This is a genomic window from Achromobacter arsenitoxydans SY8, from assembly GCF_000236785.1.
Lineage (GTDB): Bacteria > Pseudomonadota > Gammaproteobacteria > Burkholderiales > Burkholderiaceae_B > Achromobacter > Achromobacter arsenitoxydans.
Genome location: NZ_AGUF01000080.1, coordinates 1 through 16,488 on the forward strand (window position 1 = coordinate 1; position 16,488 = coordinate 16,488).

Here is a 16,488-nt window from a genome sequence, read left to right on the forward strand (position 1 = left end):
TAAAAAGGTGACGCCTCCGGAAGATATCGCGCAAGCCTGCCAGGAGATGGACAGGTTTGTTGCCGAGTTTGGATCAGGCGCTGCAGCAGCATTTGCCGAAGCGTGGCGATCTTTTGATCCCGCTGGAGGGGGATATACCATTCCAGAGTTCTTTGAAGAACTGAAGCGAGTTCTGCTCGGCAAGATCGACTGATTTGATCAGGCAGGTTGCGCTCTCCACGCAACCTGTTCAGCGGATTCATGAGGTCTAAGTCAGTGACCTATGCTCTGTGGCTTACTGCGCCGCGCCCTCGGCTTGGGCGTGACGCCCATGCGCGGATCGCGCGCCACCGCCAGCTTCGCCAGCGTGGCCGCAATGGATTCGAACGACTCGTTGGATTGCGCCAGATACAGCCACTTTCCCAGCACCGGATGAGGCGCCAACTCGGGCAGGTCAGCCAGCAGCGCCGCATGCCGCTCTTGCGATGTGCAGACCATCACGCCGTTCCACGGATCGTCGCGGTCGGCCACGATCAGGTACAGCTGGCCGTCCAGGTACGCGGCATCGGCGCCGAACATCTTCCGGTGCATATAGCCGGCCTCCCGCTCCAGCGGCTCCAGGATCCACAGAAGCGAATTCTGGCGCGCGGCGCGCTGCTTTCTTGGCGGGGCGAAGGGGGCGGGCGGGTTGCGCATGGAAAGGGAGTGTAGCCAATTGGCCCGGGATGTCCGCTACTGCCCGGATTCCTCGAACAGCGGCGCCAGCGGCATAAGGGGGCCGTACTTCTTGAATTTCCGCCACGTCTCCGCCGCCTGCCGCAGCTCCTCGTTCTTTTGCGCTTCTTCAAGAATCTCCGCCACGCGCGGCGCCAGGGCGACCGACATGTCGATGATGTCGTTCGCCGTGTAGCCCCGCTCCCAGCGTGCACGCAGGGTCATGTCGTCGCCCTTGGCCCGCATGGCGCGCGTCGTCTCCTTGATCATGGCCTTGCGCTGCTCCGCGGACAGACGCTCTGCGAATGAAATGCCGGCCACCAGACCTTGAACAAAGCCCTTCTCGCGATATCCCGTCGTGGCGGCCACATGGCTGGCGACGCTGCGGCTGATGACTTTGGGCGCCAGGTTGTCGCGTATCCAGCCCCGGTTGAGCCGCAGCAGGCCCGCGCACAGGCCCTGGCCGAAGCCCGAGCGCATGCCTTTCGAGCGTTCGGCGTCCTGCGCCTCGGCGTAGCTCATGGCGAACTGGACCATCAGCATGATCGCGTCCTGCGGCCCCGGCATCAGGAAGTTCGCCACCCAGCCCGCCGCGCTGCCGATCTTGCCCAGCGCCGAGGCGGTGCGGCCCGAGACTTTCAGGACCGAGCCGGCTTCCTCGGCCAGTGCGGCGGTGGCGGCGGCGGGCGCTGTCGCTGCCTGCTTGCCGAAGCGCGCCTCGAATTCCTCCATCCTGGGCGGGCCGGCGCCGACCTTGGGCGGTTCGCCGGGCACGCGCGGCTTGGTGGCGGGTTGTTCGACGGGAAGTTGGGGCAGCTTATCTCTCGGGCGCGGTCGCACGGCAGTTTCCGGGTGCTGTTTATATATGGCGGGATCGTCCGGAAGCCCAGCCTTCACGGCGGGGTGGTTCATGCTCGACAGGGGCCGGTAGTGGCCCGAACCGTCGTTCCAGGTCTTCACTTTCCCGCTTTCGAACTCCACTTGTCCGGCCCAATTGACCCGCTCGCCGCGGGCGGCCTCGGTGTGGCCATACCCACCGCCCAATGTTTTCTTCGTCTTGACGGCAAAGATTTCTCCGTCCTTCACGACAAAGTCATAGTTGCCGCGCGCCGTGCGGGTGTACTTTGGGCCAATCTCTTTCCAGGTGTCGTTGACCTTCCGCAGCCGAACCACATCGCCCGACGAACCGGGCGCTGGCGCGTCCCTGGGCAGATTCCCGTAGGTCGGCCCGCTCGGCTCGCGCTGCAGCAGCATCGCGCTGCCGGACGTCATTGACGATTGCTGGACGACGTGCGCCAGCTCGTGCGCCAGCAGCGCGCGGCCCGCCGACGTGCCGGGAGCGTACTCGCCCGCGCCCAGCACGACGTGATGGCCGACGGTGTACGCGCGCGCCTGCACGGCGTTGGCGGAACGGACGGCCTCGGCGTCCGTGTGCAAGCGCACTTGGCGGAAATCCTGACCGAAGCGCGGTTCCATGAAGGCGCGCGTGCTCGCGTCCAGAGGGCGACCAGGGGCGGTCAATGCCTCACGCACGACGGGCGCCGCATCGGCGGCGTCCATGCCGCCTTGGGCAACTGAACGCACCTGGACGAGTTTTTGTCCGTGACCCGGCGAATCTGCCGGTATCCCGTTCGCAGGCGTAGTCATCCGCATCACGTGCCGCGACGCGCGGTCGGCTTCCTGTTCGCAGGTGTCGCCGGGGTTGTTGATCGCCAGCGTGGTTGCTGTTCGCGTGGCGGCGGGAGGATGCAGGGGCAGGCGGCCTAAGTCCAGCGGGAAGAGGGCAGGCAGCTCGGCAACCGAATCCTCGTCCCTTGTGAGTTTGGCTCGGGGCGTGGCGGCATTGCGGCTGCTCGCGGCATGTCCGGCCGTGCCCCTGGCGGACGACGCCTGCCGGGCCGCATTCGAATCCTGTACGAAAGTGCGCATGGTTCCGCTCCGAATCAATCGACAGCCGGATTTCTGGGAATTTAACGCCAAGGCCGGCGGCGATGGCGGTCGGCACACCATTCGATACCAAGTGCGGGTGCAGGCGCGGAGCGCGATCCGTCGCCAGTTTCTGCAATACTCCGACTTCGTGCGTGCGAGCCTGACTGATGAAAGAGACTCGCACCGCCCGCCAAGCCCTTGTTCCCATCGTCCTCGAATGACCGGCCATGTCTGAACACCATCAATTCATCTTCCCCCGCGACGTCCACCTGCCGCCGCCCGATTGGCCGCAATTGGAGGCCCGCCTGCTGGAAGGCGGGTACGTGCTGGCGGCGACCGGGGACGGAATCCCGTACCGCGCGCAGCAGGATTACGAATTCGATGCGGACGATGCGACATGGTGCAGCCCGCAATACTGCGTTGGGCCTGCGGCGCGGCCCTACCTGAGCGCCGAAGTCCTGGCGGACTACGATGCCGATCCCTGGCATTTCCCGCTGATGCTGCTGGCCTACGATGGCCCCAATCCGTGCGTGCAGGTGGGCGAGAATCTATGCGCGCCCAGCCTGCCGGGATCCGATGATCCTCCATCGCCGATGCCGTCCCGGTTGGATATCGACTTGATCGGCGAGGCTTACGAAAATCCCGCGGTGCAATGGCATTTTGCGGAGCATGGCCGCGACTACCGGATTTTTGAACTGAATTGGCACTACAGCCTGGCGATGGGCTTTCGGATGGTGCGCACTCAGGGACTGGATCGGGAGAGTGCAGAGGGATTGGCCAGGCTGATCGGGGAACTGACAGGGATGGCGATGGGGTGTAGTCATCGGCATTTGTGATGTTCGCGATGTTGATCCATATTATCTGGTCCATCCGCGGGGGGGGGTTGAGCCATGAACGCAGCAATGCTTCCGAAAAAGCGCCAGCGCAATGTCGCCGAGCAGAATGCCCTGCTGGAGGCCAGGCTTCTTGCGGAGGCGTCGTTCTGGCGCGAAAAGGACTTACCCGTCGCGCTCTACGAATACGGCCGGGCGAATGGCATACGATGGGACGCAGCAATAGTGCTCAGGCTGGAACTGAATTTTCCTGGCATGCCTGAAATATGGGGCGAATTAATCACCGACACGGAACGCTTTATCGCATTCGAGTTGGAGACCGATGAGACCCATCAGATTTTGCGGCGCGTCGAGGCTTGGCGAGACATTACTGATGAACAGAACTTCGTCGAACACAATCCAGGTTTCGGGAAAGGGTTTGGCGCGATCGCAATGCGAGTGCGCAGGGAGTTATGTGGCTTGCGTGGATCCGAACATGAAAGCTCGGCGGAGCCGCGCTAGTACGTAAATGCTCATGCAAACGACGGGGTGGCGGCCCATGGTCGCGTTGACCCAGGCTCGATCATCGACCGATTTGTTGCCATATACACGGCAATTGATCTCGCGCAAACGATGACGCCTCAGAATGCGGCTGGGCTGGCTACCCTAAACCTGTACCCGCCCCGCACTTCAGGAGACTGCCATGCCCGTCATGATGAAAGCCGCTGTCTTTGTCGAACCCGGCCGAATCGACATCGTCGATAAGCCGATTCCGGACGTAGGTCCCAACGATGCCCTGATACGGATCACCACCACCACGATCTGCGGCACCGATATTCATATCCTCAAGGGCGAGTATCCCGTGGCGCCCGGGCTGACCATCGGCCATGAGCCCGTGGGCATCATTGAAAAGCTTGGCAGCGCGGTGACCGGCTACCAGGAGGGGCAACGCGTCATCGCAGGGGCGATCTGCCCCAACTTCAATTCGTACGCGGCCCAGGACGGCGTCCCCTCGCAAGACGGCAGCTACCTCGCCGCGATGGGACTTTGCGGCTGCCACGGCTACCAGGCCACGGCCGGCTGGCGATTCGGCAACAAGATCGACGGCACTCAGGCGGAGTACGTGCTCGTGCCGGACGCGCAGGCCAATCTGGCGCCGGTGCCCGACGGCCTCACGGACGAGCAAGTGCTGATGTGCCCGGACATCATGTCCACGGGCTTCAAGGGGGCAGAGAATGCGAATATCCGCATCGGCGATGTCGTGGCAGTTTTCGCCCAAGGTCCGATCGGCCTGTGCGCCACGGCCGGGGCCCGGTTGCTGGGCGCCTCCACCATCATCGCCGTCGACGGAAACTCCCACCGGCTGGATGTCGCGCGGGCGCTGGGCGCCGACGTCACGCTGAACTTCCGCGACTGCGACGTCGTGGATGAAATCCTGCGCCTCACCGGCGGCCGCGGCGTCGACTCCGCCATCGAGGCGTTGGGGCTGCAAAGCACCTTCTTGTCGGCCTTGCGCGTGCTCAAGCCGGGCGGCACCTTGTCGAGCCTGGGCGTCTATTCCGAAGACCTGAAGATTCCCGTCAGCGCGTTCGCGGCGGGCCTGGGCGACCACAAGATCAACACGGCGCTGTGCCCCGGAGGCAAGGAACGCATGCGCCGCCTGATGAACGTGATCCAGTCCGGCCGAGTGGATCTTGGCGTGATGGTCACCCACCAATACAAGCTCGAAAACATCGTCGAAGCGTACGACCTGTTTGCGCACCAGCGCGACAACGTGCTCAAGGTGGCCGTCAAGCCAGCCTGACGCGCTGGCGAAGTCTCGCCTTTGAATCGGCACGAGGCGCCAGGCTACAAGTTCGCGGCAGCGAATTTTGGCCTGGCGCTTTCGCTTGCAGGAAGAGGGGGCCAGACAACTTGCAGAGACAATTTGACACTCGACGGCACGGTTTGATCCGGCCATTCATCCTCACATGTCGACTCCATCCCCTACACTAGTTCGATTCACAGGGAGCGATATGTCGATTCAAACCTTAGGCCGATGCGGTGTCGTGTTGTTTCTTGCTGCGCTGAATTCGGGTTGTTCTTCCTTAGTCGGCGAGTGCGCGTGGTACCGCAGCAGTTGCATGTATGAAGGGCAGTACGAGTCCGGCGAGGAAGGCTACGCGGAAGACGAAGCGAAGCGCTTGAACAAGGAATCGTCGGATCGGTTGCGCCGCAGTTCGGGTGATTGATTCGTAGGGCGGGACTACTTGTGTCCACCGCCTTGCCCGCCGCGCGAACCCGGCGGTGTTTTCCGCAATCGCGATTTCCTGCCAGGGTGCTCCGGCGCGGCATCGCGTTGGGCAACGCGTAAAAGAGATTGAAATCGCGGGCATTGCATGTGGCTGGGCGCGGAACACTCGGCCACGTGGCGCAGTGTGTCCCGCAACGCAGCCAAGCGATGGATCTGCCGATCAAGCGAGTCGGCCCGTTCTTGCAGGGTGCTGCGCGGCAGATCCGGCTGGCCATCCTCGCCAAACATCCCCTTGATCTCCACCAGCGAAAAGCCCGCGGCCTTTCCCAGAGAGATCAGCGTCAGCTGAGTCAGCGTTTGTTCGGCGTACTGACGGCGCAGGCCGTGTCTGGCGCAGGATTTGATCAGCCCGAGCTCTTCGTAATAGCGCAGGGTGGACGCAGGCACGCCGCTGTGTTGGGACAACACCCCAATATCAAGAAGATCCATGCTTGACCTCAAGTTAACTTGAAGTTGCATAGTAGTTGCCATTCGGCTTTCCGGAAAGGAACTTCCATGGCAAATACATCCAGCAGAAATACGGCAGCCGCCAAGATGAGCGCGCTGGCTGGCGCGACGCTATTGGCGTCATTGGGCGTCAGCATCGTGACCGTCGCATTGCCGGCGCTTGCACGGGCATTCTCGGCGCCGGTTTCTAGCGTGCAAGGGGTGGTGTTGGCCTATCTGGTGTCGGTCACGGTCACGATCACCTTGGCAGGGAAGCTCGGCGATCTCATTGGTCACCGGCGGGCGCTGATGGGCGGTCTGATGTTGTTCACCCTGGCTTCACTGTCTTGCGCCGTCGCGCCGACGCTGGGCGTGCTGATCGCAGGCCGCGCGATCCAGGGATTGGGCGGTGCAATGTTGCTGGCGCTACCGCTCTCGATCGCACGCGAGGTCGTTGCCAAAGAACGGCTGGGGTCGGCAATGGGCCTGATCGGAACGGTGTCGGCCCTTGGCACCGCACTGGGTCCGTCGTTGGGCGGCATGCTGATCGGAGAATTGGGGTGGCGCGCGGCGTTCGTCATGCTGGCGGTCCTGAGCGCCAGCACATGGGGGCTGGCCGCCTGGGCCATTCCTTCCGCGGCCCCGCGGCCCATTGCTTCGGCCAAATCGCTGGACTGGCTCGGGGCGGCCACGCTGACCACGACGCTGGTGCTCTACGCGCTGGCGACTTTGGGCGGCAAGAGCGGCTTTGCAATGGACGCGCGGCTGCTGCTGGCGCTGGCGGTCGTGGCGCTTGGCATATTCATCTACGTCGAATCGCGCGCGCCGTCTCCCCTTGTGCCGATGGCGCTGCTGCGTGACTCGATGACCCGGGCTTCGCTTGCGATGAATCTGCTGGTGTCGACGGTCATGATGTCCACGCTCGTGGTTGGACCGTTCTTCCTGGCCTACGGCCTGGGATTGGGCGAAGCCGAAACCGGATTGGTCATGGCGGCCGGACCCCTTGTCGCCGCCTTCTCGGGCATTCCGGCGGGGCGGATGACGGATCGCTTTGGCGCACAAAAAACGCTGGTCTTTGGCCTGGTGCAGACCACTGCCGGATTGGTGTGCCTGGCTTATGCGCCCAGGGCGCTGGGCGTGGCCGGCTATGTCTTGGCTTTGATGGTTCTTACCCCGGGCTTCCAGCTGTTCCTGGCCGCGAACAACACCGCCGTAATGTCGGGGGCAGAGGAGTCGCAGCGCGGCATGCTTTCGGGCTTGCTTGGGCTATCCCGGAATCTGGGGTTCATGACGGGGGCATCTGTGATGTCCGGGCTGTTTGCGCACTTCATCGGTGCCCATGGCCTGGGAGGAGCATCGTCGGATGAAGTGGCCATGGCGTTCACCATGACCTTCCTGGGGGCGGTGGGCCTTGGCGTGATGGCGATGCTTTTGGCTCTGAGCAAACTTGGCAAGCGCGAAGAATCTTATCTATGAAGATTCGGGCAGGCCGAAAATACAGTCTGACTCCACAAGAAGACCAAAGGCGCCAGACTGCCTTTTCCAAGCGGCAAACGTATTCAGACGGTGGTATTCAGACGGTGGCAAACCGCGCCGCCAGCTGATCGCACCCCCGCACCAGAATCGCCGCGTCCACCCCCACCGCCGTATACAGACTCCCCGCCGCCATATACCGCCGCGCCAGCGTCTCATCCGTCGTCAGCACGCCTGGCGCCTTGCCTGCCGCGCGCACGCGGCTGATGGCGCGTTCAATTTCCGCCACCACCTTAGGATGTTGAGGCTCGCCCGGATAGCCCAGGCTGGCCGCAAGATCCGCCGGGCCGATGAACACGCCATCCACGCCATCCACCGCGATGATGGCGTCCAGGTTATCCAGCGCTTCGCCGGTCTCGGCCTGCACCAGCAGGCACAACTCTTCCTCGCAGCGGCGCATGTAGTCGGGTACCCGGCCATAGCGTGTGGCGCGCATGGTGCCGCTTACCCCACGCATGCCGCGTGGCGCGTAGCGCATGCCGGCCACGGCGCTTTCGGCTTCGGCAGCGTTCTGCACGTAGGGCAGTAGCAGCGTCTGCGCGCCGATGTCCAGATACTGTTTGATCTGCACCTTGTCGTTCCACGACGGCCGCACGACCGGATGGCTGCCATAGGCGGCCGCAGCCTGTAGCTGCGCCATCACGGTGGGCAGCAGCGCGGGCGTGTGCTCGGTATCGAGCAGCAGCCAGTCAAACCCGCTGGCCGCCACCATTTCGGTGCTGTTCGGATGGCCCAGCGTGACCCACAGGCCGGTCTGATGCCGCTGTTCGCGCAGCGCGCGCTTGAACGTATTGATCGGAAGTTCCATGCGCGCCGTCCTAGGAGAAATGCACCGAGATGCTGCCCAGCTTGCCGTAGTCGGCATGCAGCGTATCGCCGCGCTTGACCGCGACGGTGCGGGTGAAGGACCCGGCCAGCACAATGTGCCCGGCGTCCAGGCCCGTATCGTGTTCGGCCAGCTTGTTGGCCAGCCAGGCGATGCCCAGCGCCGGATGCCCCAGCACCGCCGCCGATACGCCGGACTCTTCGATTACGCCGTTCTTCAGGAGCAGGGCGCCCACCCAGCGCAGGTCGATGTCCAGCGGCCGCACCGGCCGGCCGCCCAGCACGATGCCGGCGCAGGCGGCGTTGTCGGCGATGTTGTCGACAATGCGGCGCGGGTACTTGCTGCGGCCGTCGATCAGTTCCAGCGCCGGCACCACGTAGTCGGTGGCGTCCAGCACGTCGAACAGGCTCACATCCGGGCCGCGCAGCGGCTTGCCCAACACGAAAGCCAGCTCGACCTCAACGCGCGGCACGATCAGCTTGTCCGTCGGAATGGCCTCGCCGTCCTGGTAGAACATCGTGTCCAGCAGATGCCCGTAGTCCGGCTCGTCGATGCCGACGGTGCTCTGCATCGCCTTGGACGTCAGGCCGATCTTGTGTCCGCGCAGCCTGGCGCCGGCGGCGAGCTTCTGGTCGATGATGCGCTTCTGGATCGCATAGGCGTCCGCGATCTCAATGCCCGGAAAGGCTTGGTCGAGCTGCGTGGTGGGCACGCCGCTGCGTCCTGCTTCCAACAGCAGGCCGGCGGCGCGGGCGCGATCGTCTTCATTGAGCATGGCGGGCTCCTTGTGCGGACACGGCCGTTTCATCGGCCACGGGATTGGACAGGACGCCGATGCCGGCCACTTCCACCTCGACCACGTCACCCGGCTTCAAGAAGCGCGGCGGCGTGTAGCGCACGCCCGCGCCGATCGGCGTGCCGGTGGAGATCACGTCGCCCGGCTTGAGGGTGGTCCAGATGGAGATGTAGCGGATCAGCTCGGCGAAGGGAAACATCAGGTTGTCGGTCGTGTCCTGCTGGCGCAGTTCTCCGTTCACCCGGGTGCTGACGGTAAGCGGAGCGGCCGGGTCGAACTCGTCTGCCGTCACCAGCCACGGCCCCATCGAGCCGCTGGCGTCGAAGTTCTTGCCCTGCGTGACGTTGAACTTGCCGTGCTTGAGCCAGTCGCGCACCGTGCCTTCGTTCAGGCAGGTCAGGCCCGCGATGTGGCTCCAGGCGTCTTCGGCCGCGATGCGGCGTCCGGCCTTGCCGATCACGATGGCGATCTCGCCCTCGTAGTCGAGCTGCTCGGACTCCGGCGGACGCAGCAAGGGTTCGCCATGTCCCACGAACGACCCCGGAAAGCGCGGGAACACGCTGGGATAGGCGGGCGGGGCGCTGCCGTCCTGGTATTCCTCGTTGCGCTTGCCGTAGTTCACGCCTACGCAAATGATTTTCTCCGGCGCGGGGATGGGCGGCTGCAGCCGCACTTGGCCAAGCTTGTGCGTGGCGGGCAGCGTGTCGGCCAGGCGCGCCAACGTGGGCAGATCGCCCGCTGCCAGCGCGGCCTGAAGGCTGTCGTGCCCCTGGCCGTCCAGCGCCACGATCTGGTCCTGGCCGCGCAGGGCGCCAAAGCGCGGGCGGCCATCATGGATATAGCTGAGCAGTTTCATTCTTCGAATCCAAACAGGCGGGCGGGGTTGTCGACCAGGATCTTCTTGAGCGTGGCTTCGTCGCCGGCATAGCGCGCCAACTGGTCGAGCAGGCGGCCTTCGTCGGGCGTGGCCTTCACCGACACCGGATGCGGCCAATCGCTGCCCCACACCACGCGGTCCGGGTTCGCGGCGATCAGGGACTGGGCCAGCGGGATCACGTCGTCCCAGGGCTCACCCGCACGCGAGATCTTCTCGGTTAGCGACAACATCACCCAGAAATTGCCGCGCGCCAGCAGCGATTCCAGCAGGCGTCGCGTCGGATCCGCGGCTCCCGCGCCCGGGTCCGCGCGGCCCATGTGATCCAGCAGCACGGGAATGTCCAGCCGCTCGAACTGTGCGGCCTGCGCCATCATCCCGTCGGGCTCGGGCTGAAACTTCGCATACCAGCCCAGCTCGCGGATGCGGGCAATGGCGCGGTCGAACACGTCCGGCGCCATGCTGATGCCCAGCCCCTGGCGCGTGAAACGCGCGCCGCGCACGCCGGCATCGTGCAGCTTCTGGATATAGGCGTCGTCGCGTTCTGCCAGCACCACCGCGTTGGCGCAGCCGCGATAAGACGGGCCCGCGGCGGCCAGACCGTCCAGCACCACCTGGTGGTCCGCGCCGTACGTGGTGGCCTGCACGATCACACCACGCTCGATACCCAGCAGCCGATGCAGGCCCAGGGCAGTGTCTATCGTCGCGCTGGGCATTTCGTAGGCCGCGCCCGAACGCACCGGATAGCGGTCGGCAGGGCCGAACACATGAAACTGGCTGTCGCACGCGCCCGCGGGCAGGCGATACGCCGGCGCGGTCGGATGGGAATGAAAGGGCTGGTATTGCGCCATCGTCTTGCTCCTTATCCGATTACGGCCACGAAATCGCACTCGACCAGCTTGTCGCCATCCAGGTCGGCCTGCATCGTGTGGCGTGCCGGACGGTTCTGCGCATCCGGAAACGCCTTCAGCCACACCGCGTTCAGCGCCGCGCGCTGGCTGCGGTCGCGCATCCACACCGTCATCTTGGCGATATGGTCCAGCGACCCGCCGCCCGCTTCTACGATGCGGCGCACGTGGTCGAACATCAGCTCGCACTGGCGTTCCAGCGTATCGCCGTACGCGCCCGTCGCCGGGTCCGTGCCCTGGATGCTGCCGGAATACAGCATCGAGCCGATCCGGCAGGCGGCGGGAATGGGGTTCTTGTGGCTGAAGCCTTCAGCGTAAATGCTGCGTCTGCTCATGGCGGGGTCCGTGTCGGATGGGATGTATGGGAATTGGGCGCGCCGCATGGCCGCGCCCTGGAATCAATTGGCCGTAATGCCCGCGCGCTTGATGATCGGCGTCCAGCGCGCGTCCTCCGCGGCCAGATAGCGCGTGAATTCCTCGGGCGAACTGCCGCGCGCCTCCGCGCCCAGCTCGTCAAAGCGCTGGATGATCGTTGGCTGCGCCAGGATCTTGGTCAGCGCCGCGCTCAGCTTGTTCAGCACGTCCGGCGGCGTGCCCTTGGGCGCAAGCAGGCCCGTAAACGTCGCCGCTTCCATGCCCTGCACGCCGGCTTCCGCGAACGTCGGCACATCCGGCATCGACGGCACGCGCTTGGCCGTCGTCACCGCCAGCGCCCGCAGCCGCCCGTCCTTCACGTAAGGCAGGGCTACCGAAATCTGATCGAAATTGAAATCCACCTGGCCGCCCAGCAGATCCGTTGTGGCTGGGGCGTTGCCCTTGTACTGGGCCGTCGTCCAGCGCGCGCCCGTCAGCGACTGCAGCAGCTCGCTCACCAGATGATTCGTCGTCCCCGCGCCTGGCGATGCCATGTTCAGCTTGCCCGGGTCCTTCTTGGCCAGGTCCAGCAATTCAGCCAGCGTCTTCGCAGGCAAGCCCGGCTTCACCTGCAACACGAGCGGCGTGTAAGACACCGAACTTATCGGCGCAAAATCCCGATCCCACTTGTAGGCCTCACGCTTGAAAATCAGCGGCGAAAACAGCAGTGGTCCATTCGCCGCCATGAACAGCGTGTACCCGTCCGGCTCCGAACGCGCCACCTGCTCGCCGGCAATCATGCCGCCCGCGCCCGGCTTGTTCTCTACGATGAACGGCTGCCCCAGCGCCGCCTGCAACCCTGGCGCAATCAAACGCGCCGCCACATCCACATTCCCGCCGGGCGGGTAGGGCACAACAATCTTTACGGGCTTCTCAGGCCAGGCGGCGTGCGCCATCGAAGTCAGGACGGTCAGCGCCACAGTGGCGCAGGCGCGGAGCGCGGTGCGGTTCATGGTTAGTCTCCTGTGCGTGTCATCGCGTTTTGTTTGTTTGATGACACTCTAGGAATTCCGGGCTTGTCGAACAACGCGAATTTTGCAGAAAGTTCCGGATGTTGGACTCTTTTGAAACGATGGTTTGGCGTTGGCTTATTGGTTTGGCTTCGTGGGCCGGAAAATCAGGCTTGGCGCACTGTGTGCGCATGAATATTCCCAAATCTGATGTTCAATATCCGGACTACGGAGCGAGACAACCATGCACTTCCCCGCCAGCGACCTGAATCCCGAACAGACCTACCGCCTGATGAGCGGCATCATCGTGCCCCGGCCCATCGCCTGGATCAGCAGCCTCAGCCCCAACGGCGGCGTCAACCTGGCTCCCTTCAGCTGCTACACCTTCGTGTCCAACCAGCCGCCCATGATTGGCGTCAACATCGGCAGAAAGGCCGGCGAGCGCAAGGACACTGGCCGGAACATCATGGAAAACGGCCACTTTGTGGTGAACATCGCCGACGAGACGCTCTTGGATCCGCTGCATGAAAGCGCCCAGGAGCATCCGCCGGAAGTCAGCGAAGCGGAGTTATTGGGCCTGGACGTTCTCCCCGGCGCGGTAATCGCCACGCCTCGTCTGGCCGCCGCGCCCATCAGCCTGGAATGCCGGCTGCATAGCGTCACACCGTTTGGAAACACCGGCGCCGAATTCTTTGTGGGGGAGGTGGTGATGTTTCACATCCGCGACGGCCTGATGCAAGACGGCAAGATCGACACCGGCAAGCTGCGCCCCATCTGCCGCATCGGCGGGCCGAACTACGCATCGCTGGGCGAAATCGTCACCAAGCGCGGCATCGCGCAGACGGCGAAGTCCGTCATGAAACCGGAGGCCGCATGAGCGATCCCGAAGATAAAAGCGCGTCCGGCGCCCAGACCGTGCGGCGCGCATTGGCGTTGCTGCGGCTGATCGCATGTGGGCAGGAGCGGGGAGTGCGCCTGGTGGACCTTGAACGCATGTCCGGCTTGAATCGGCCGACCGTGCATCGCTTGCTCAAGACGCTGGTTCAGGAGGAAGCCGTTGAACAGGATCCAGAGACGCGGCGGTATTTGATCGGGCAGGAAGTAACGCTGCTGGGACTGGCGCGTACGCGGCGCTTTCCGTTATTGACGCTGGCGGATCCGTATATGGCCGAGCTGGCGGATCAGGTGGGGGATACGGTGTTTCTGAGTATCCGGCACGGGCATGATTCGATTTGCATCGGGCGACGGACGGGGAGGCATCCGATACAGGTGCTGTCGATTGAAGTGGGCGTGCGCAGGCCGCTAGGCGTGGGGGTTTCTGGGGTGGCGTTGCTGGCCAGTTTGGATGCCCAGGAGAGTGCGAGGCTGGTGCAGGGGAATGCGGCGCGGCTGGAGGTATTGGGGGAGCGGGTGGAAGATGTGATCGCGCGGGTTGAGGTGGCGCGGAGAGAGGGATTGGCGCATGCGCCTGCCGGGTTGATGCCGGGGACCAGTGCGGTGGCTGTGCCGATTATGTCGGCAAGCGGGGAAGCGCTGGGGGCGATTACGGTGACGGCGATGGCGGAGAGGTTGGGGGCGGAGAGGTTTGAGGTGGTGGTGGGGAGGATGAAGGCGGCGGCGGCGGGGATTGCGGGGAGGTGGGAGAGGGTGGAGGGGAAATGAGAGGGAAGCTGGGCGGGGCTCGTAAGCACCCCTGGCGGGAGTGTCCGGATTTTTGTGTGCAGGCCTGGCAAGTAGACATCGTCTGATAGACGATCGGAGCCAGCTACTGGCGCGGTGGCGCTTGACGGCCCTCTGCCGCACTTGCCGCCGATGTTCAACGCCCCGCTTCTTCAATGACGCGAGGAAACCGAGGCTCGTAGCACAGCAGCAGGGACAGCCAATGACCGGTGGCGTGGATGAGGATGGCCGGCAGTATCAATATATTGACCACCACGAATACCCACAGCCCGGTGTGTCGCAGGAAGCAGGTATCCAGACCCCAGGCCGCTTTGAACGAGAGCCAGGGCCAGGGGAATTTGGTAAGGAGCTTTTTGGGCGCCGGCGCGGCAGCGGGGCCGTCTTCCATGTAGCGACGGATGTACTCCCAGAATGCGAGCAATTCGCTGGCGTTGCGTGTTGGCTTGCCGACGAAGGTCACCTCGAAATTGTCTGTGCGCGTCCCCTGCAAGTCCACGCCGTCGCCTCTGTCCCATCCCAGGATCACGAATCCGCCCGTGCCCTCCAGTTCACTCATGCTCTTATCCAGGAGCACCTCTGTCTTATCCCAATCCATGATTCGGATGCCGCCCAAATGCTTGGGGCGCAGCAGGTAGACCTTGCGGGTGATGCGATTGAAGCGAACGATGATGCGCCGGGCGGTCAGGGACTCCAAACAAAAAAACCGGAATGTGAATTTCAAAAAAAATCCAAAAAATGCTAAACAAAGCAGCGAGAAGAGAATTAAGAAAAAATAGTCCACCCCCCTTAAAGCCTCACCGTTATTCCGCAGCCCTGTTAAGAACTTTGCTGCAGAAATACCGAGGATACTAACTGCAGTATAAAAAAGCATGAAGTAAATCGACCCAAGAAAAATAGTAATCACGCCTCTCTTTTCATCGTTTGGGGTGCGAATGTCAATATGGGTGTCGTTATACGTATACAGGGATTCATTGTCATAGACTGCAGCGGAGACGGATTCGCCCACGCCTTCCGGCGCCTGAAGCTCGGCCTGCCCGGGCTGACGTTGCTTCTTATTAAGCTCCTCCGTGGCCTCTTCGTACGACATCAGGCTCTTGGACCATTCGAATCCTCGCTCTAGGAAGTACATCAGAGTGCCCTCCGTATCGCGTGCTGCATGATTTCAATCTCCTGTTCTTCAGTGTCCACGATTCCATTGCTACGATTCTTGCGGAACGTGCAATGATCGAGAAACCGTTCTAGATCGTTGGGAAGCACGAAAATCTCGATCAGCACTAAGGCTAAGATCGCAAGATTGAGTCCGAAAAAGACTCGCAGCATGGGCGCCATGCGCACGGCCATTGCTTCGGATAGATGTGAACCCGCCATAAGAAGTCTTCCGAGGAACGGGCGATTTCCGTATTTCTTGAGCAGGTACTCGAAAAATGGACCCGCATGGCCAAGTCCAACCGCGACCGACAGAGAAGCCGCGCCGACTTGCGTGGCTGCGCGTAGGAAATATATTCCAGCGGCAGAGTACTCTTCCGCTTTGACATTCTCGCTAAATTCTTTGAAGTCATACCACGCGCCCACCACTGCAGCCGACCCCACCAAAACCCCCGCCGTCAACCGCAACCCACTACCAAAAACCCTGGCGCCCTGCTGAACCGCAGCATTACCGCTCCGCTCGGCCAGCGACACCGCGCAAGCCCCCAGTTCAACACCGGCAGCCGTTAACGCCACCAGCGCCGCCACGGCCTCGACATATTCCCTGCTCTGTTTATGCAGGACCGTCAGCTTGTTATAGAGATTCCAAATCTCCAAAAACACCAGCACGCCGCCGATGCGCACCTCAGTCATTGCCCCCATCTTTCCGGCACTCAGGGCCTCGTCGATGCTGCGGGTGGTGGCGCGGTCTATACGGGCTGTCGTGCCCCGGCTCAACGCTTTTCCGTCACGCATTTCCAGCCGGAAATGCTGGGCAAATTGGCCCAGCCTTGCATGCAGGACGGACGCAAACACCCTGTTGACGGGCTTGTCCAGAATGCTTGCCGCCTTGCTCTGAAACAGCGAATTGCCCAGCGTGTTGATGAGCATGGCGCCGCCCACCAGGTAGCTGGACGGAGGCCCTGCGGTGGAGGCGTCAGCCAGCGAATCCATCATGGCGTGGCTCTTGTCGTAGAAATCGGCCAGCTTCTTGATCAGATTCTGCGACGCTGCCGGATCGAGTGACGCCAACGCGCCTTGGTTGTTGAATAGCTGGTTTACCTCGTCCTCGATGGCGTCCTGGTTCTGCGCCAATGACCGCCAGAACAGGTTTTCGCGGGAAACTCCCGCCGCGCGCCAGCGTTCGAGCAACGCCTCGCCGGCGGCGG

The 16,488-nt window shown here is 63.2% G+C and carries 18 protein-coding genes and 1 pseudogene; 8 read left to right on the plus strand and 11 right to left on the minus strand.

What is annotated here, in order from left to right; translation table 11 throughout:
• A pseudogene (locus KYC_RS29750) lies at window positions 1–193 on the plus strand (contact-dependent growth inhibition system immunity protein); the annotation flags it as partial.
• A 59-nt stretch (window positions 194–252) separates the two neighbouring features.
• On the opposite strand, the gene KYC_RS24760 reads toward KYC_RS29750, so the two are convergent.
• Window positions 253–675 (minus strand): hypothetical protein, encoded by a 423-nt coding sequence (locus tag KYC_RS24760; RefSeq protein ID WP_008167634.1) that lies wholly within the window; start codon window positions 673–675, stop codon window positions 253–255.
• A gap of 36 nt (window positions 676–711) precedes the next feature.
• Complete coding sequence (locus KYC_RS24765; protein WP_008167635.1) at window positions 712–2,622, minus strand: eCIS core domain-containing protein; 1,911 nt, start codon at window positions 2,620–2,622, stop codon at window positions 712–714.
• A 227-nt stretch (window positions 2,623–2,849) separates the two neighbouring features.
• Between KYC_RS24765 and KYC_RS24770 the strand changes: the two genes are divergently transcribed.
• The 4 genes from KYC_RS24770 (at window position 2,850) to KYC_RS24785 (ending at window position 5,665) form a co-directional block, all read left to right on the plus strand.
• Entirely contained in the window at window positions 2,850–3,458 is a 609-nt protein-coding gene (locus KYC_RS24770) for a hypothetical protein (RefSeq protein ID WP_008167637.1), read from the plus strand.
• A gap of 54 nt (window positions 3,459–3,512) precedes the next feature.
• Window positions 3,513–3,956: a hypothetical protein gene (locus KYC_RS24775; RefSeq protein WP_139026539.1), complete on the plus strand. Its 444-nt coding sequence runs from the start codon at window positions 3,513–3,515 to the stop codon at window positions 3,954–3,956.
• Window positions 3,957–4,137: 181 nt separating this feature from the next.
• Window positions 4,138–5,238 (plus strand): NAD(P)-dependent alcohol dehydrogenase, encoded by a 1,101-nt coding sequence (locus tag KYC_RS24780; protein WP_008167641.1) that lies wholly within the window; start codon window positions 4,138–4,140, stop codon window positions 5,236–5,238.
• A gap of 211 nt (window positions 5,239–5,449) precedes the next feature.
• The gene (locus KYC_RS24785; RefSeq protein ID WP_043519206.1) at window positions 5,450–5,665 is read left to right on the plus strand and encodes a hypothetical protein; all 216 of its coding nucleotides are present in this window, start codon (window positions 5,450–5,452) and stop codon (window positions 5,663–5,665) included.
• Window positions 5,666–5,679: 14 nt separating this feature from the next.
• On the opposite strand, the gene KYC_RS24790 is transcribed toward KYC_RS24785, so the two are convergent.
• Window positions 5,680–6,156 (minus strand): helix-turn-helix domain-containing protein, encoded by a 477-nt coding sequence (locus tag KYC_RS24790; RefSeq protein ID WP_050814939.1) that lies wholly within the window; start codon window positions 6,154–6,156, stop codon window positions 5,680–5,682.
• A gap of 105 nt (window positions 6,157–6,261) precedes the next feature.
• On the opposite strand from KYC_RS24790, the gene KYC_RS24795 reads away from it, so the two are divergent.
• The gene (locus tag KYC_RS24795) at window positions 6,262–7,629 is read left to right on the plus strand and encodes an MFS transporter (protein ID WP_008167646.1); all 1,368 of its coding nucleotides are present in this window, start codon (window positions 6,262–6,264) and stop codon (window positions 7,627–7,629) included.
• Between the two features lie 97 nt (window positions 7,630–7,726).
• Here the strand turns inward: KYC_RS24795 and KYC_RS24800 are convergent, their stop codons facing one another.
• From KYC_RS24800 to KYC_RS24825, 6 genes are all read right to left on the minus strand, one after another.
• On the minus strand, window positions 7,727–8,494 hold the full coding sequence (locus KYC_RS24800; RefSeq protein WP_008167649.1) for an HpcH/HpaI aldolase family protein: 768 nt from the start codon (window positions 8,492–8,494) through the stop codon (window positions 7,727–7,729).
• Between the two features lie 10 nt (window positions 8,495–8,504).
• On the minus strand, window positions 8,505–9,287 hold the full coding sequence (gene hpaH / locus KYC_RS24805) for a 2-oxo-hept-4-ene-1,7-dioate hydratase (protein WP_008167651.1): 783 nt from the start codon (window positions 9,285–9,287) through the stop codon (window positions 8,505–8,507).
• Window positions 9,277–10,164 (minus strand): fumarylacetoacetate hydrolase family protein, encoded by an 888-nt coding sequence (locus KYC_RS24810; RefSeq protein ID WP_008167653.1) that lies wholly within the window; start codon window positions 10,162–10,164, stop codon window positions 9,277–9,279. Before KYC_RS24810 ends, hpaH begins: the two co-directional genes overlap by 11 nt.
• Window positions 10,161–11,033: an amidohydrolase family protein gene (locus tag KYC_RS24815; RefSeq protein ID WP_008167655.1), complete on the minus strand. Its 873-nt coding sequence runs from the start codon at window positions 11,031–11,033 to the stop codon at window positions 10,161–10,163. The genes KYC_RS24810 and KYC_RS24815 overlap by 4 nt, the downstream gene beginning before the upstream one ends.
• 11 nt (window positions 11,034–11,044) lie before the next feature.
• The gene (locus KYC_RS24820; protein ID WP_008167657.1) at window positions 11,045–11,425 is read right to left on the minus strand and encodes a RidA family protein; all 381 of its coding nucleotides are present in this window, start codon (window positions 11,423–11,425) and stop codon (window positions 11,045–11,047) included.
• Window positions 11,426–11,488: 63 nt separating this feature from the next.
• On the minus strand, window positions 11,489–12,457 hold the full coding sequence (locus KYC_RS24825) for a Bug family tripartite tricarboxylate transporter substrate binding protein (protein ID WP_008167659.1): 969 nt from the start codon (window positions 12,455–12,457) through the stop codon (window positions 11,489–11,491).
• Between the two features lie 241 nt (window positions 12,458–12,698).
• On the opposite strand from KYC_RS24825, the gene KYC_RS24830 reads away from it, so the two are divergent.
• Together KYC_RS24830 and KYC_RS24835 are read left to right on the plus strand one after the other, a co-directional pair.
• Window positions 12,699–13,331 (plus strand): flavin reductase family protein, encoded by a 633-nt coding sequence (locus KYC_RS24830; RefSeq protein WP_008167662.1) that lies wholly within the window; start codon window positions 12,699–12,701, stop codon window positions 13,329–13,331.
• Window positions 13,328–14,116 (plus strand): IclR family transcriptional regulator, encoded by a 789-nt coding sequence (locus KYC_RS24835; protein WP_008167664.1) that lies wholly within the window; start codon window positions 13,328–13,330, stop codon window positions 14,114–14,116. Before KYC_RS24830 ends, KYC_RS24835 begins: the two co-directional genes overlap by 4 nt.
• A 154-nt stretch (window positions 14,117–14,270) precedes the next feature.
• Here the strand turns inward: KYC_RS24835 and KYC_RS24840 are convergent, their stop codons facing one another.
• Window positions 14,271–15,263 (minus strand): DUF6708 domain-containing protein, encoded by a 993-nt coding sequence (locus tag KYC_RS24840; protein WP_008167666.1) that lies wholly within the window; start codon window positions 15,261–15,263, stop codon window positions 14,271–14,273.
• Window positions 15,263–16,488 (minus strand): hypothetical protein (locus KYC_RS29755; protein WP_008167669.1); only part of this gene is annotated, 1,226 nt, incomplete at its 5' end. The genes KYC_RS29755 and KYC_RS24840, both read right to left, overlap by 1 nt.

Bases quoted from the DNA above. Each gene is read 5' to 3' on its own strand.
- hpaH (WP_008167651.1), bottom strand. From the start codon at position 9,287: ATGCTCAATGAAGACGATCGCGCCCGCGCCGCCGGCCTGCTGTTGGAA.
- KYC_RS24825 (WP_008167659.1), bottom strand. From the start codon at position 12,457: ATGAACCGCACCGCGCTCCGCGCCTGCGCCACTGTGGCGCTGACCGTC.
- KYC_RS24815 (WP_008167655.1), bottom strand. From the start codon at position 11,033: ATGGCGCAATACCAGCCCTTTCATTCCCATCCGACCGCGCCGGCGTAT.
- KYC_RS24760 (WP_008167634.1), bottom strand. From the start codon at position 675: ATGCGCAACCCGCCCGCCCCCTTCGCCCCGCCAAGAAAGCAGCGCGCC.
- KYC_RS24820 (WP_008167657.1), bottom strand. From the start codon at position 11,425: ATGAGCAGACGCAGCATTTACGCTGAAGGCTTCAGCCACAAGAACCCC.
- KYC_RS24765 (WP_008167635.1), bottom strand. From the start codon at position 2,622: ATGCGCACTTTCGTACAGGATTCGAATGCGGCCCGGCAGGCGTCGTCC.
- KYC_RS24775 (WP_139026539.1), top strand. From the start codon at position 3,513: ATGAACGCAGCAATGCTTCCGAAAAAGCGCCAGCGCAATGTCGCCGAG.
- KYC_RS24830 (WP_008167662.1), top strand. From the start codon at position 12,699: ATGCACTTCCCCGCCAGCGACCTGAATCCCGAACAGACCTACCGCCTG.
- KYC_RS24790 (WP_050814939.1), bottom strand. From the start codon at position 6,156: ATGGATCTTCTTGATATTGGGGTGTTGTCCCAACACAGCGGCGTGCCT.
- KYC_RS24780 (WP_008167641.1), top strand. From the start codon at position 4,138: ATGCCCGTCATGATGAAAGCCGCTGTCTTTGTCGAACCCGGCCGAATC.
- KYC_RS24835 (WP_008167664.1), top strand. From the start codon at position 13,328: ATGAGCGATCCCGAAGATAAAAGCGCGTCCGGCGCCCAGACCGTGCGG.
- KYC_RS24770 (WP_008167637.1), top strand. From the start codon at position 2,850: ATGTCTGAACACCATCAATTCATCTTCCCCCGCGACGTCCACCTGCCG.
- KYC_RS24795 (WP_008167646.1), top strand. From the start codon at position 6,262: ATGAGCGCGCTGGCTGGCGCGACGCTATTGGCGTCATTGGGCGTCAGC.
- KYC_RS24800 (WP_008167649.1), bottom strand. From the start codon at position 8,494: ATGGAACTTCCGATCAATACGTTCAAGCGCGCGCTGCGCGAACAGCGG.
- KYC_RS24840 (WP_008167666.1), bottom strand. From the start codon at position 15,263: ATGTACTTCCTAGAGCGAGGATTCGAATGGTCCAAGAGCCTGATGTCG.
- KYC_RS24810 (WP_008167653.1), bottom strand. From the start codon at position 10,164: ATGAAACTGCTCAGCTATATCCATGATGGCCGCCCGCGCTTTGGCGCC.
- KYC_RS24785 (WP_043519206.1), top strand. From the start codon at position 5,450: ATGTCGATTCAAACCTTAGGCCGATGCGGTGTCGTGTTGTTTCTTGCT.